The organism is Vibrio sp. McD22-P3, assembly GCF_021568915.1.
Lineage (GTDB): Bacteria > Pseudomonadota > Gammaproteobacteria > Enterobacterales > Vibrionaceae > Vibrio > Vibrio mediterranei.
In genome coordinates this window covers 103,112-118,582 of sequence record NZ_JAKGTN010000007.1, presented here as the reverse complement: position 1 = coordinate 118,582, position 15,471 = coordinate 103,112, and the positions used below count along the sequence as shown (strand labels likewise).

The following is a 15,471-nucleotide window of genomic DNA, read 5'->3' as shown; positions in this document are numbered from 1 at the left end:
TGTAAACTCCTAATTATTGATTTTATTCAGATTTAAATTCTCGGATGAACTTGTAAACCGCTTGTCGACTGATTCCAAGTTGCTCAGATACTTGTGTGGTTGTTTCCTTTAGTTCAAAGATGCCGTTGTCAAACAAACAGCGCGTAATGGCCTTGTTTCGACCTTTTGTGGTAATCGCGCTGTTTTGGTCAACTTCAGCGATGGCCGCAGTGAGCGCTTGAGCGATGACATCATTGGCATTATTGCTAAAGTTCTCGTGGACTAACGTCTGTGATGTTGAGCATTGAGGCATCAGTGTTTTGATGATCTCAGGGAAAGGAAACGATAAATTCATGTTGATGCAAAGCATCCCTATGGCTTTGTTATTTGGGCCAGCCAAAACACAGGTTGTTGACTTTAATAACGAACCATCCGCGGCATTGGTAAAATAACTCTTAGGAGAGACTTCTCCTGTTTTTTCAAAAGCACGCCACATTCGTAAACCTAAATCGGTAACCGGTGAACCTATTTTTCGGCCTGTATGGTGACCATTAACGATTTTAACAACAGAGTTTTCTAAGCTTTCAAAAGAGTGAATCACGACTTCACAATGAGGACCAATTAGGTCAGCAATAGTGTCAGCAACTCTAAAATAATTGGCTAATGCCGCTCTGTCTTCTTCGCTAAAAGGTACTTGTTTAACATTCATACTTAGGTTTACATTTTTTAACTTTATGACTCAAATCTACTCCTTTTGAGGTAGTTGAGCAACTGTAAGGTAAACTTATGTAAACCTAAAAAAGACGTGAATAAGTGTTTATTTAACCGATATTTAACAAGATATTCGTTCGAAATATGAACAGGATCACGATTGGTGAGGTCTTTGATTTTAAAATCTTAAACTAGCTCAAAGTTTACTATTTTAAATTTAATGAAATACTAAATGCAGGTTTATTGACTAGGCTCAATTTTGAAAATTGAAATGTGCGTCCTGCCCAAGTTTAATTGGGCAGGATGGCTATCATTTACTGACTAAGCTCACTAAACCTCGGCAAACTCTTAGCAAACCTCTGGTGCACATCCATATAGGTTTGCATGTAGATCTCATCGATACTGTCAGCGCAAGGGAAGCTGGATGAGAAGTCGACATGTTTACGATCGATGGACAATTTGGCTGCCTCGATAATATGAGCGACAAACATTCGAGGATCTTCCAAACCGATGGAGATCCGCATTGTGGTTGGCTTGATACCAGCTTCATTTAGCGCTTCGTCGCTAAGTTCGGAGTGGGTCGTTAAGGCAGGGCAAAGCGCAACGGTGTTGGTTTGTCCCAGACTTACCTGCATACCGATAGCTGGCTCAAGCATGTCAAAGAACTGTTTGAACCCAGCACGATTGATTGGTGCACGATTGCCATTGCCTTCCATATCGATGGTAAACAGAGCCGCAGGCAAGCCCAAGTGCATGTTGTTCTGGCAGTGTTCGTAGTTATCACTGTCAGGCAGAGCCGGGCATGACACGTTGATGTCTGGGTGAGCATCGAAGATCTTCGCCAAGGTGAGAGTATTGATGGTTTTCTGCACCACACGCATTTCGTAAGTTTTCATACCATTGAGTACTTCAAATGCTTTGTCGGCGTCTAAGAATGCACCTTTAATGTAATACACATTCCAAAAGAGCGTTTCGTTCCATGGAATGATGACCTCATCGCCGTTAGGTTTGGTGAAGGTGACTTCTTCTCCTTTTGGTACAAACATGGCTTCGTTACGGCCGATGACGACCCCAGCGGTTGTGGTCCCTGAACCAGCTAGCTCTTTGGTGTAGGAATGAACTACGAAATCAGGTCGTTCCATCACGTCATCGCGTTTTAGTACTGGGTGCAGGAGCGGGGTACCAACCGTTGAGTCAACGATAATGTCCCAACCACGAAGATGAGCCGCTTTACTGATGCTAGCAACATCTAAGACGTATCCATGTGGATTACAAGGTGATTCTAGATAAACGTATATTTTCTTACCAGCGGCAAGGCGGTCGGCGTATTTATCGGCAATCTCATCAAGACGAGCCGCAAACTCATCTCCGGAGTAACCATCGACCCATTCGACCGCTACATTCAAGTTTGAGGGTTTTCCAAACCAATCTTCTAATAGCTGATAAGACCCACCGTAGATGTTGCGTGATGCCAGCACAATATCTTCATGCCCAAGTAAGTGGCTCAACAACCCATCAATTGCCGCCATGCCAGAGTTAAAGTTCCATGCAAGGTACTCATTAGCTCTTGAGCCTGCCTCTAGGTCAACCATGTGGTTAGCCAGTGAGATTGATGTTGGGTTGAGCAGTCGAGAGTAAATATCGTGAAGCGGCTCTTTACCGTTGAATGCATCTTCAATCCATTCGGTACACGCAAACAAATATGTTGCGGTACGCGTAATCACAGGACTGGCTGAGAATATAGCGGCAACATTGTCGAAGATAGGGTAGGCACCCTTAGAGGCAAAATGACCATTATTGGTGGCAATGGATTGGTAAGTAGTGCGCATGGGGTTTTGCAGGTTGTCGAGGATCTTCGCGATCTGAAATGACAAAAATCGCTTGGCGTTAAACCAGGCGATTCGGTCACTTTTGTCGAGCTCTGAAAGTCCATCAACGGTCAATGCCCAAAGATCGTGTGTTTTCGTGTTGGCTTTGTATAGTGTGGTCGCTAGTTCAACCAGCGTGGTGCCGTATTCACTATTTGGGTCGATGCCAAAGTGTTTTGCTTGCTCAATGGCAAGAGCTTCTGCTTGTTCGTGTTTGGTTGTTTTACGCAGCGGGCTAAGTTGAGTTGAGGTATTCATAGTTCCATCCTTTATTGTACCTCTTATAACTTTAGTGTTATAAAAATGTTAAAGATTGCGATTTAAGAAGTAACTTACCAACTTTGAGCAATTATATTGCGCATATTGGTTATAAATTGATGGAAAATGCTAATGGATGAGATCGACAAAAGAATACTGGCTGAGTTGCAAAGCAACGCTCGGCTAACTAATCAAGAGTTGGCAGATCGGGTTGCTCTGTCGCCGTCCCCCTGTTTGCGCCGAGTTCGGTTCTTGGAGAAGCAAGGAGTCATTCAAGGTTATCATGCCAGTGTTGACCAAGAAGCGTGCGGGCTGCCTATTAATGTCTTTGTATTGGTGAAACTCGAAAAGCCGACAGAAGAGAACATGCGAGACTTTGAACATCACATTGAAATGATTGATGAAGTGTTGGAGTGCTTTTTGATGACGGGCAACCACGACTACTTGTTGCATGTAGTCAGTGAGTCGCTAAAAAGCTATGAGCAGTTTATCCGCAAGCAATTAACTCGCCTGCCAAATATCGCCTCCATCGAATCGAGCTTCGCCTTTGGTCAAGTAAAAGCAAAGACGAAGCTGCCAGTGAGATAAGTAAGTCCCATTAGTGTTTAGATTTAATGAGTGCTAAAGCTTTATCAAAATCGAATTCTTGTAGAGCGTCATCAAGTTGCTTTAGTTGATTTTGGGTAAGCCCCAGTAATTGGCTTTGCTCTATGTTTTGCACTATCTCAAGCGCATCGGTATCGTTCTGTTCAATGGCGCTCTGCAATCGTTCATAGAGAGTAGGGTCAAAATTCGCTGTATGCTCAGGGTTATCGTTAGCCGCTGTATGAGAGTGTAAAACGTCACTCTCTCTTATTGCCTCAGTGGTTTGATTCAGAGCATTGAGTAGCTTCTTTTGAAGTTGTTCATTGTTGATATCAGATTCTAATGCACTACAGAGCTCAAATAACTCGTTCGCACCTATATTTCCTGAGACGCCTTTTAAGCTATGGATGTAGCGTTTTAAATCGGAGGACGCTGCATTAGCGAGTTGTTCTCTTGCTTGAGATAAATCAGAGTAGTGCTCATAAAAGCGTTGTAACAGTCGGCGATAGAGCTGGTGGTTGTTATTCGCACGAGCAAGACCTTGGGACAAGGTGATGGTGTTAATGTCATGAAGTTTCACTGGTTGAGTATTAGCATTAGAGTCGGAGCCGGAAATGCTTACTTCTGACCCAATTTCGCGTTGAGGCGAGGTGATCCATCGAGCAAGGGTGCTGAACATGATGCCTACATCGATTGGTTTAGCTATGATGTCGTTCATCCCTGACTGGTAGGCGCGTTCTCTATCACGCTCCATCACGTCGGCGGTCATGGCAATGATAGGGATAGCTCGGTCATTGAGTGTGTTTCTTATTATCTCTGTTGCGCTGTAGCCATCGAGCACAGGCATTTGGCAGTCCATAAGAATGCCATCGAACGTCATTTGTTTATACAAGTCGATCGCGACTTGCCCATTTTGAGCTACGGTGACTTGGATGTTTTGGCTTTCCAAAAGTTCTACCGCTAATTCTTGGTTAATTTCGTTGTCTTCAACGAGTAATAGATGAGCTCCTGCTAGGTGTTGGACATTAGCCAAATGGGTTTGCTGCTCAAGCTCGTCACGGCTGGTACGGTGGTTTTCTATATCATATAAGCCAACTATCGCATCGAACAAGTGAGAGGCCGTTACTGGCTTATCGAGAATACTTGGTACGATAAGGCCACGCTCTTGAACTGAGTCAGCCAGAAGCTGGCGATCATAGGCTGTGAGCATCAAGATTTTAGGATTGAGGGACTCAGATTGCTGGATAGCATGAATGAGTTCAACGCCATCTTTACCGGGCATCTGCCAATCCGTAATAACCACATCAAATGCCGAATCTGATTGTGCAGCGTGATTGAGTGCGTCGATTGCGCTATCAACTCCATTAGCGCTTCGAACATTAAAGTTGAGTGATTGCAGAATATCTTCAACGATAAGGCGCGCACTGGCGTTGTCATCCACAATCAGGATGTTGAGGTGGTTCAATGATGTTGGCACGACAATCGGTTTGGTTTCTAGCACTTGGCTGCGCTTCATGTTAATTGTGAACTCAAAGGTTGAGCCTTCGCCAAATTGACTCCTAACCTCAATGTCTCCGCCCATCAACAAACAAAGCTCCTTACTGATGGCTAAGCCTAATCCGGTTCCCCCATACTTGCGTGTGGTGGAACTGTCGGCCTGGGTGAACTTATTGAAGAGCTTTTGAGTTTGTTCTGGTGTCATTCCAATGCCAGTGTCAGAGACCGCAAATCTTAACGTGACATCGTCATTCTCTAAGTTGTCTGCGGTGATAGTGATTTTGACTTCGCCTTGTTCGGTAAACTTCACCGCGTTATTGGCAAGATTGGTCAAGATTTGCCCCAATCTTAATGGGTCACCGTAAAGTGCTGTTGGTACGTCTTTTGAAGTATGAATAAGCAGCTCTAAACCATGCTCCGACGCCTTAAGCCCAATTAAATTAGAAATATTGTCCAAGACGTTTTCGAGTCTAAAATCTACCTGCTCAATGTCGAGTTTACCCGCTTCGATTTTTGAGAAATCGAGAATGTCGTTGATAAGTCCGAGTAAGGTATCAGCCGACAGCTTTACTTTTTGAATATAGTTGCGTTGTGCCTTAGTTAAATCTGTTTTTAAAGCGAGGTAACTCATGCCTATGATGGCGTTCATTGGGGTTCTGATCTCATGGCTCATGTTCGCTAAAAAATCCGATTTAGCTTGGTTTGCGTAGTCTGCTTCATCTCTGGCAATAGCGAGCTTATCCGCAGACTTTTCAAGCGCAGCGTGGGATTTATTGGCGAGCAAAACAATAAAAACTATGGTGCTCATGAAAATGATGCCACCGATGGCAAGATAGAAAGAGATTTGAGATGAGTTCTCTACAATGTTTTGCTGGTGTTCAAAATCAGGTTCAATGACTTTGAAGGCTTTCAGGTAGGCATTGTCAAGCGCCGATGATTGTTGGGCGATAGCTTGTTTCTGCGTAAATAACTGTTCGAATAAAGCGAGATATTGCGTCAACTGCCCCTTAATTTTCCCAAGCGTTTGTTGTTGGGTCGCATCTGAAATTTGTGGTATCAAACCTGCCAATTGTTGTTGACTCTCTTTGATTGTTCCTTCAATTTGCTTGGCAATACCTTGCTGTTCGTTGAGTGTTTGTGCCAAGGAGAAGTCGCGTTCGTACTGAGTGGTATCGCTAAATAGGGAACGTAACGTCAGCAATTGAGCGGTAGTGGAGAGTTTGACGTTGGTTTGTTGTTGTATGTCGTTTAGTTCTTGTTGAAAGGCGGCTAACTCTTTTTGTAAGCTCGTTCTTAGCACTACACTCGCTCGTGTAAACTCTTCCCCCGCCGAATCGATCTGGGCGGCGATGTGCTGCTGCATTGGGGCGGTAACTAGTTTGAGGTTTCTGAGCTGAATGACCGCAGTTAAATACCGATTTCGAGCGTTATCAACCAGTGTCAGTTTGTCCTTAGCAGCCTGTGTAACCATCTTTGGTTGCAGAGCTCTAATTTGGTTACGCACTTCATTGAGGCCAAATTGTAGTTGTTTGTAATCGTCATTGTTCGGTTCGAGGATAAAAGACTTTTCATGACTTCGAATTGTAGAAATACGACTTGCTAAATGATGGCTTTCAATAGCGATTTGAGCACTAGCATCAATGTGTTGACGCATGCTTTCGACTAACGCGGCCTGTTTTTCTATCGAGACTTTAAGATCGACCTGCATCTCTTCTACATCATAAATAGACGTGTCCGAATTTGAGGTAAGAGCAACGCGGGTGGTTCTTTCTTGGTCGTTAAGTTCTACGTATTCGGCAAAAGTCGTCTTGTAATCTTGAAGTAGCGCCTTTACTTCTTGATTGACCTGTTCTGAAGGTTGGTAATCGGCAAGTAGGTAGGCCATATCAATATGTTCAAAGGTTTGTTCAGCCTGCGGATGGGTGGGCGATAGGGCGTAATTGCGCTCATGCAGCTTAACGCTATCTAGGGCGGCACGAAGTTGAGCGCTTTGAGCATAATTGTCGACAGTTTCAAAACGAAGATTGAGCTTTGACCAACCTATTGACCCGGCTATCACCAATAATGTTGCTGCGATGAAAAAACCAATAAGAATGCGTTTTGAGTTGAGATTTTGTCCGATAGGAAAATTCATGGAAATCCTTTAAACCAATGTAGTTCTAGTCTTTAAAAGCAGCTCTAATGGCGAGAATATCATCCAATTTACTGATGAAAATTGGTACTAAACTTGGGTCGAAGTGAGTTCCTGCATCGCGCTCTAGTAATGCGAGCGTTTCCTCAATGGACCAAGCCTTTTTATAGGGACGCACACTGGTCAGTGCGTCAAATACATCGGCTATTGCGACGATTCTTGCACTAAGCGGGATCTGCTCTCCTTCCAATTGGTTGGGGTAGCCACTGCCGTCCCATTTTTCATGATGGTTTAACGCAATTTCTTGCGCCATTTGTAATAGCAGCGAATCGCTGTCACCAATAATGTCACCGCCAATTTCGACATGCTTCTGCATGACGGCCCATTCGTCGGCATCGAGTTTACCTGGCTTTCTTAACACGTTATCTGGAATACCAATTTTGCCGATGTCGTGCATTGGTGCGGCTTGAAATACCAGCTCAACCCAGCGCTTACTAACGTTTAGCTGTGAGGCGAGAATGCGTGAGTAGTGGCTCATCCGCACTACGTGCATACCAGTCTCGTTATCTTTGTACTCTGCTGCTCGTCCCAAGCGTTGGATGACTTCCAAACGGCTTTGTTCAAGCTGAGCCGTTCTTTCACGTACTTTGATAGCAAGTTCGAGATTTTGGTCGTACAGCGCAATATGTGTCTTCACTCGAGCTAACACAATGGGTGGACTAATGGGTTTGGTAATATAGTCCACCGCGCCCAACTCAAAGCCTTTTTGCTCGTCGACCACTTCACTTTTCGCGGTGACAAAAATAATAGGAATATCAGCGGTTAGTGGATTGGCTTTTAGTGTTTTGCAAACCTCATAACCGTCCATTTCGGGCATCATGATATCGAGCAATATCATATGAGGTTTAGGTGTGGAGAGGGCGATTTGTATAGCTTTCGCGCCGCTTGTCGCCGCTTTCACTTTGTAATGTTCATTCAAAGAGCCAGCAATGGCATGGATATTATCGGGAATGTCATCAACGACAAGCACCACAGGTTTTTCTTGGTTGTCTGTATGCATAAGTACGAGTCCTTGTACCGAAAATGCAGAGATAAGGCTTTTAAGAATAGACAAGGTTTCGTATGTGTTACAAACAATTAGCTCACTATGAGAATAATATCGCACCAAGATTTGCTTTAACGATTAGGGGAAGCTTCATGATGCAGCCATTCCATTTTCTCATAGAGGTTGATAATTATTCGTTTGTAAAAATGCCATGTTAGAACAAAAATTAACCAATAAAGGATAAGTGGTTAACTGAGGGCGGCTGCGTGGGTAGTGTATTTCACCGACATTGTTCAGATACTTTGCCAAAAGTGAGCTTTGGCGAAGGCGTGTATTTGATTGATTCAGAAGGTCGATATTATTTAGATGGTTGCGGAGGGGCGGCGGTCTCTAACCTTGGTCACAACCATCAGCGAGTAAAAGCGGCGATTCAAGCTCAATTAGAGACTATTCCATATGCTCATACAGGGTTCTTTACCAGTGAAAGCAGTGAGAAATTAGCGCAGCGAATCGTGTCGTTAGCTCCAGAATCTTTGCAACATGTGTACTTTGTTAGTGGTGGTTCAGAAGCGGTGGAGTCAGCGCTTAAAATGGCACGCCAGTATTACGTTGAGCGCGGTATGGTGTCCAAAACTCAATTTATCGCAAGGCGACAAAGTTACCATGGCAATACATTAGGGGCGCTCTCTGTTGGAGGCAATGAGTGGCGACGAGAACCGTTTCGTCCTCTGCTTTCCTCTGCTCACCATATTGCGCCTTGTTATGCCTATCGTGACCAATTGGCGTCAGAAACTGAAGACCAATACAGTCAGCGTATTGCCAATGAACTTGAAGCGAAGATACTCGAACTTGGGGCGGAAAATGTGATGGCATTTATCGCCGAACCCGTCGTAGGGGCAACTGCGGGGGCAGTACCTGCGACTCAGGGCTACCTGCAGCGTATAAGAGAGATTTGCGACCAGTATGATGTATTGCTGATTTTAGATGAAGTGATGTGTGGAGTCGGCCGAACGGGGTCTTTCTTCGCATTTGAGCAAGACGAAGTAGTACCCGATATTGTGACCATGGCGAAAGGTCTGGGAGCTGGATATCAGCCCATTGGCGCTGTACTTGTTCACGAAAAAATCTATCAGGAAATAGCCAATGGTTCCGGGTTTTTTCAGCATGGTCATACCTTTATGGGACACCCAATGGCGTGTGCGGCGGCACTCGCGACTGTGGAAATCATCATAGAGGATGACTTACTAGCTCAGGTGGTTTCTAAAGGGGAAATGCTTAAGCAAAAGCTTTTCGAAGCGTTGGGGAATCTCGATATGATTGGTGATATTCGAGGTAGAGGATTGTTTATCGGCATTGAATTGGTTTCTGACAAACATTCAAAATCCCCGCTTGCTATCCAAACTCAAGCGCACAAATGGATTAAATCGTTGGCGATGGAGAATGGTTTAATGTGTTACCCAATGGCTGGGACGATCGACGGTACACACGGTCACCATATTTTACTTGCGCCTCCGTTTATTATTAGTGAGATCGAAATGGATGAACTGGTGACCAAGCTGAAAAAAACGCTACTTTTAGCAGAAGAAAAGTGGGCCTGCTTATGAGTAACCTAACAATGCCATCGCAGTCGGCTATTATCGTTGCGCCTAATGGCGCAAGAAAAACGCAGAAAGATCATCCTGCACTGCCCGTCACTCGTGGAGAGATTATCCAAGATGTTATTGCTTGCCGAAGTGCAGGTGCCGCAATGGTACATCTACATGCTCGCAATGAAAAAGGGCTGCACTCGTTAGACGTTGCAGACAACCTCCCGCTGTATAACGAACTAAAAGATGCTGTTGGAGACAGCATTATGGTGCAATTAACAACAGAAGCGGTGGGCCAATATCAACCTGAGCAACAAAGGCAATTGATCAAAACCGTCAAACCAGAAGCGGCGTCATTTGCGTTAAGTGAGTTGATTCCAAATGATGAACACTTGAGCGAGTCGGCCGAGTTTTTTCATTGGGTTGCACAGCAAGGCATTATTGCTCAATACATTCTTTACAGTGCTGACGATCTTGATCGTTATTTTCGACTGATTGATCAAAAGGTCTTGCCTGATCACGACCATCACCTATTACTTGTTCTCGGACGCTATAAGCAAGGACAAGTAGCAACACCTCAAGATCTTGTGCCATTTCTTAGTTGTCGATTATTTGAACTGCGTCACCGTTGGGCGGTCTGTGCGTTTGGTCAATTTGAACACAATTGTTTAACGGCTGCTATGCTTATGGGGGCTGACGTTAGAGTTGGGTTTGAAAATAATCATTATGACAATCAAGGTGCTATTGCTACAAACAATGCATCTTTAGTGAACCAGCTTTGTAAGACGTCAGCGGCGCTTAATATAGATTTACTGAGCGTTACTGAATTTAGAAACAGTCTTGCCATTCGCCAGTAATTAAGGAGTTTACTGGTTTCTGAACCCTACGACAGGAAAGGAATAACTATGACCAAATTAAAAACCATGTTGACCGTGTCTGCTGCATGTATTGCCATGGGAGGAGCAACTCTCGCGCAGGCAGAAGACCGATTTGTAACTATCGGAACCGGTGGCGTAACAGGGGTTTACTATCCAACAGGTGGTGCTATTTGTCGTCTTGTAAATAAAAACCGAGCTGAATTCGGTGTGCGTTGTTCGGTAGAAAGTACCGGCGGTTCGATATACAACATCAATACCATTCGAGCTGGCGAATTGGATTTAGGTATAGCCCAGTCAGACTGGCAATATCATGCATACAATGGCACCAGTAAGTTTGCGGAAGCTGGTCCATATAAAGATCTTAGAGCGGTATTCTCTGTTCACGCTGAACCATTCACTGTGGTGGCGCGTGCGGATTCTGGTATTGAAAGCTTCGAAGATCTTAAGGGTAAGCGAGTCAATATCGGTAACCCTGGTTCCGGTCAGCGCGGGACTATGGAAGTCTTGATGCAAGGTTACGGTTGGGACAAAGATGTATTCAAACTGACTTCAGAGCTAAAAGCATCTGAGCAGTCTAAAGCATTGTGTGACAACAAAATCGACGCAATGATCTACACCGTAGGCCACCCAAGTGGTGCGATTAAGGAAGCGACAACGTCTTGTGATAGCCGCATTGTATCGGTTACTGGACCAGTGGTAGATAAGTTAGTTGAAGACAATAGCTTCTACCGTAAAGCGACCGTTCCGGGTGGTATGTATAACGGTAATCCAGACGATGTGATGACGTTTGGTGTGGGTGCAACATTCGTTACGTCTACTGCTGTGCCTGATGATGTGGTTTATGCCATCGTTAAGTCTGTATTTGAAAACTTTGATGATTTCAAACGTCTTCACCCTGCTTTTGCTAACCTGAAGAAAGAAGAAATGATCAAAGATGGTTTGTCAGCACCATTGCATCCAGGTGCCGTGAAGTACTACAAAGAAGCGGGTTTGATGGACTAACAAACTCTTTTAATGCAACACTCTTCAAAGCCCAGCGATGTAATGCTGGGCTTTTTTATTAATGGTCGTGGGGTCACAGTGACTAGCAACGAAACTGCTCTTCTAGCCATTGGTTGAACAGATAGACTAGCTTGTTGTCGCGACGATGATTTGGGGTGATGGCATAGTAACCGTACTGGCTCACTAAACTAAGAGCGAGAGGGTTACTCAACTGCTTTGCTTCAATTAAAGGGTCGACCATAAAATCAGGAAGAAGAGCGAGCCCACAGTTTGCTTTTACAGCCTCCAAAGACATAAAGAAATGCTCGAATCCGACGCCATAAAAATTCATCGGTGTATCAGGGCAAAATTGATTTCGAAACTTCTCCCATAGTTGTGGTCGAGTAATATGGGGGATAAATTGGTGAACTTCCAAATCTTGGTGGCTACGAATAGGATGACGCTCGATAAGATCTGTTGAGCCGACCAAGCGCAGCGTTTCTATGTGTAGCAGAGTGGCATTTTCGTAATGGGTAGCGATTGGTAAACAGCGGATTATGATGTCACTTCGCGCGTTCAAGCCTTTAATGGGACCATCACCTGTTTTTAGGTTGATTCGTATACTGGCGTTTTGCGACCGAAAGTCTTGCAATGCGTTGATCAACCATAAGCTGGCAAAAGATGGCGTGACATCAAGGTTTAATACCGCCTCGTTGTTTTCAGACTGCTTGAGCCTTGCCGTTGCAGATTGAACACTTTCCAAGGCTTCGATAATACTAGGCAAATATTGCTCACCAATAGATGTAAGTCGAATCCCATCAATATGTCGCTCAAACAGTGCTTGACCAAGTTGTTGCTCTAGTGCCGCGACTTGTTTACTGACGGCTCCTTGAGTCACACACAGCTCCTGTGCAGCCTTTGAAAAACTGAGGTTGTGCGCCACTGCCACGAAGGTTTTGAGCGCTTTGATAGAAGGTAAGCCTGAGCTACTACTCATAGTGTTTTCCCGAACTTGTCTACTTGATACCTCGACGATGAATATCCGAGATGCTAATTACGCCAACACACTCATCGCGTTCATTGACAACAGGTAGTGCTGAAATGGCATTATCAAGCATTAAGTTCAACGCATCGTATGCTTTTACTCGCGCACTTGTTTGTTTGCCGTTGGTGGTCATATGCTGTTCAATTTTGTCTTCTAGAACGGCACCATTGGCGAGCGCTCGCCTTAAATCTCCGTCCGTGAAGACACCTACAAGCGTCGTTTGACGACAAATGGCGATAAGCCCTTTACCACTCTCACATAGTACGCTGATCGCTTCTGCTAAGCTTTGTTCTGGTTGGCAAATGGCATTGTGTTCAAACTCGGAGATTACGTTGCCGACTGTCGTAAGTAGTTTTGCTCCGAGAGCACCAGCAGGGTGAGACTGTGCAAAATCAATACTGTCGAATTTGCGAATTTTCATTGCAGTAATCGCTAAAGCATCACCCATGATTAATGTGTTGACTGCGCTGGATGTTGGAGCGAGTCCGAGTGGACATGCTTCGCTGTCTATGGCGATGTTGACCACACAATCACTGTTCTGCGCCAAATGAGATGAAGTGTTGCCAGTCATACCGATGATAGAAATCCCGCGCTCTTTTAATATCGGCAGCATAGTCTTAAATTCGGCAGATTCGCCTGAGTTTGAAATCAAGATCACTAAGTCTTCTTTAGTGATCATCCCTAGGTCTCCGTGAAGTGCTTCCGCCGGATGAACGAAAAAGGCAGGTGAACCCGTTGAAGCCAGTGTTGCGGCCATCTTCTTGCCAATGTGCCCAGACTTGCCTATTCCAGACACAATTATCTTGCTTTGACAGTTAACGATGTGCGATACCGCTTGCGCAAAATTGTCCTCCAATCGTCCCAATAGCTTCTGAGCTTCTGCTATCTCGGCATTAATGACTTGTGTGGCGTATTCGATGACTTCTGTCTTGACGACTTGCATGGCGATGTGTCCTACGAGCTGAACGATATAGATATTGCTGCCTAGTGTTTCACACCTCTGGTAAAGAGCAAGTTGTAATTTTCATTATTTTCATTATTGGGATCTCTCTCAATCTTGGTGTCTAGTTGAAAGTTAAGATTTTCATTTCATGGAAAGGAATGCAGAACGATTGGCTGTTATTGAAATCTTATTCAAAGGAGGTGTTTGTATATGTCTGATTTTTAAAGGTATATACTCTCTCGCGCTCAATTCTATCTCTTTTATTACTTTCATTGTTTTTATTTTTGCTTTCATTTATTTTGTGATTTGAATCAATAAATGAAAAATATTAACTTTCAAAATGAAAATAATAATGAAAAAGTAAAAAGGCAATCAGCACTTATCCTTGAAACAAAAGAGGTCAACATGGACTTTATAATTCACTCAGCGGAATGGTTTATCGGGCTATTCCAACAAGGCGGAGAGGTCTTTACCGGAATGGTAACAGGCATACTTCCTCTCTTAATTTCATTACTTGTCGCCATGAACGCATTGATACGTCTCGTTGGACAAGACAAAGTAGAAAAACTGGCACAGCGTAGTGCTGGCAACCCTGTATCTCGTTATCTGGTTCTGCCTGTTGTCGGTACCTTCATTTTCTGTAACCCAATGACGTTGAGCTTGGGTCGTTTTCTTCCTGAGAGATACAAACCTTCTTACTACGCGGCTTCTTCGTACAGTTGCCACTCCATGAATGGCCTGTTCCCTCACATTAACCCTGGTGAATTGTTTGTTTACCTTGGTATCGCTAACGGTATTACTCAGCTGGGTCTACCACTAGGTCCTCTAGCTGTGAGTTATCTACTAGTCGGCATGGTAACTAACTTCTTTAGAGGTTGGGTGACTGACTTTACTACTGCAATGGTAGAGCGTCAGCAAGGTGTTCAACTAGAACGTACTGTTCACTTCCAATCATAAGAGGCCTGTGTCATGTCAAACTCATTAATTATTAATAAAGGTAATGGCGGCTGGGGTGGTCCTCTATGTTTGCCAATCGAAGCAGGCAAGAAAATTGTCTACATCACTGGTGGTACTCGACCAGATATCGTTGACCGTATTGCCGAACTGACGGGTTATGAAGCAGTAGATGGTTTCAAAACTTCAGTACCAGATGAAGAGGTTGCTGTCGCGATTATTGACTGTGGTGGGACGTTACGTTGTGGTTTATATCCGAAGAAACGTATTCCAACAGTAAACATTCACTCGACAGGGCAAAGTGGTCCTCTAGCGCAATACATCAAAGAAGATATCTACGTCTCTGGTGTGAAACCGGAGAACATTCAGCTTTCTGATGCGCAACCAACAGTGACCCTAACTCCGGAGCCAGCAGCAAACGAGTCAGCTCGTTTTGCGACGGACAAAAAACTGACTGAACAAAGCGATAGCCTGTTGGCACGTATCGGTATTGGTATGGGCTCGGTCATGTCGACGTTTTTCCAAGCTGGCCGTGACACGATTGATACTGTATTGAAAACCATTCTGCCGTTCATGGCGTTTGTATCCATGCTTATCGGCGTAATCATGGCTTCAGGCTTCGGTGATTTGATCGCGTCAGCGCTGACACCATTAGCACAAAGTCCATTTGGTCTCGTTACTCTAGCTCTGATCTGTTCTTTCCCGCTGCTATCACCGTTCTTAGGCCCTGGTGCAGTAATCGCACAGGTTATCGGTGTGCTTGTCGGTGTACAAATCGGTGCAGGCAATATCCCTCCGCACTTAGCGTTACCAGCATTATTTGCGATTAACGCACAAGCGGCGTGTGACTTTATCCCTGTTGGTCTTGGCTTAGCAGAAGCAAAACCGCGAACTGTCGAAATTGGCGTTCCATCAGTACTTTACTCGCGATTCTTAACTGGTGCTCCAACCGTATTAGTCGCTTGGTTTGTATCAATGTTCATCTATCAATAAGTAAAACAGTAACTCCC

The 15,471-nt window shown here is 44.5% G+C and carries 12 protein-coding genes; 6 read left to right on the top strand and 6 right to left on the bottom strand.

Annotated elements, in window-relative coordinates; genetic code table 11:
• Window positions 1-22 precede the first annotated feature (22 nt).
• Both L2W36_RS10180 and L2W36_RS10175 read right to left on the bottom strand, forming a co-directional pair.
• On the bottom strand, window positions 23-688 hold the full coding sequence (locus tag L2W36_RS10180) for a helix-turn-helix transcriptional regulator (protein ID WP_031493443.1): 666 nt from the start codon (window positions 686-688) through the stop codon (window positions 23-25).
• Window positions 689-1,004: 316 nt separating this feature from the next.
• The gene (locus L2W36_RS10175; RefSeq protein WP_236109967.1) at window positions 1,005-2,816 is read right to left on the bottom strand and encodes a trans-sulfuration enzyme family protein; all 1,812 of its coding nucleotides are present in this window, start codon (window positions 2,814-2,816) and stop codon (window positions 1,005-1,007) included.
• Between the two features lie 132 nt (window positions 2,817-2,948).
• On the opposite strand from L2W36_RS10175, the gene L2W36_RS10170 reads away from it, so the two are divergent.
• Window positions 2,949-3,404 carry an Lrp/AsnC family transcriptional regulator gene (locus tag L2W36_RS10170; RefSeq protein ID WP_236109966.1) on the top strand — a complete coding sequence of 152 codons (456 nt, stop codon included), beginning with the start codon at window positions 2,949-2,951 and terminating at the stop codon, window positions 3,402-3,404.
• Window positions 3,405-3,414: 10 nt separating this feature from the next.
• On the opposite strand, the gene L2W36_RS10165 is transcribed toward L2W36_RS10170, so the two are convergent.
• The gene (locus L2W36_RS10165; RefSeq protein WP_236109965.1) at window positions 3,415-7,032 is read right to left on the bottom strand and encodes a response regulator; all 3,618 of its coding nucleotides are present in this window, start codon (window positions 7,030-7,032) and stop codon (window positions 3,415-3,417) included.
• A 25-nt stretch (window positions 7,033-7,057) separates the two neighbouring features.
• Window positions 7,058-8,089: a response regulator gene (locus L2W36_RS10160; protein ID WP_236109964.1), complete on the bottom strand. Its 1,032-nt coding sequence runs from the start codon at window positions 8,087-8,089 to the stop codon at window positions 7,058-7,060.
• Window positions 8,090-8,340: 251 nt separating this feature from the next.
• On the opposite strand from L2W36_RS10160, the gene L2W36_RS10155 reads away from it, so the two are divergent.
• Genes L2W36_RS10155 through L2W36_RS10145 form a run of 3 tightly spaced genes read left to right on the top strand, consistent with a single transcriptional unit; the run spans window position 8,341 to window position 11,540 of the window.
• Window positions 8,341-9,678, top strand: coding sequence for an aspartate aminotransferase family protein (locus tag L2W36_RS10155; protein WP_236109963.1), 1,338 nt, complete (start codon window positions 8,341-8,343; stop codon window positions 9,676-9,678).
• On the top strand, window positions 9,675-10,517 hold the full coding sequence (locus tag L2W36_RS10150) for a 3-keto-5-aminohexanoate cleavage protein (protein ID WP_236109962.1): 843 nt from the start codon (window positions 9,675-9,677) through the stop codon (window positions 10,515-10,517). Before L2W36_RS10155 ends, L2W36_RS10150 begins: the two co-directional genes overlap by 4 nt.
• Before the next feature lie 48 nt (window positions 10,518-10,565).
• Window positions 10,566-11,540 carry a TAXI family TRAP transporter solute-binding subunit gene (locus L2W36_RS10145; protein ID WP_006070071.1) on the top strand — a complete coding sequence of 325 codons (975 nt, stop codon included), beginning with the start codon at window positions 10,566-10,568 and terminating at the stop codon, window positions 11,538-11,540.
• 82 nt (window positions 11,541-11,622) lie between these two features.
• Here L2W36_RS10145 and L2W36_RS10140 read toward each other — a convergent pair whose 3' ends face one another.
• Complete coding sequence (locus L2W36_RS10140; RefSeq protein ID WP_236109961.1) at window positions 11,623-12,516, bottom strand: LysR substrate-binding domain-containing protein; 894 nt, start codon at window positions 12,514-12,516, stop codon at window positions 11,623-11,625.
• 19 nt (window positions 12,517-12,535) lie between these two features.
• On the bottom strand, window positions 12,536-13,507 hold the full coding sequence (locus tag L2W36_RS10135) for a KpsF/GutQ family sugar-phosphate isomerase (protein WP_236109960.1): 972 nt from the start codon (window positions 13,505-13,507) through the stop codon (window positions 12,536-12,538).
• 405 nt (window positions 13,508-13,912) lie between these two features.
• Here L2W36_RS10135 and srlA point away from each other — a divergent pair, with 405 nt between their 5' ends.
• Entirely contained in the window at window positions 13,913-14,464 is a 552-nt protein-coding gene (srlA, locus tag L2W36_RS10130; RefSeq protein ID WP_038230885.1) for a PTS glucitol/sorbitol transporter subunit IIC, read from the top strand.
• A gap of 12 nt (window positions 14,465-14,476) precedes the next feature.
• Window positions 14,477-15,454, top strand: coding sequence for a PTS glucitol/sorbitol transporter subunit IIB (gene srlE, locus L2W36_RS10125; protein WP_006075329.1), 978 nt, complete (start codon window positions 14,477-14,479; stop codon window positions 15,452-15,454).
• Window positions 15,455-15,471 lie beyond the last annotated feature (17 nt).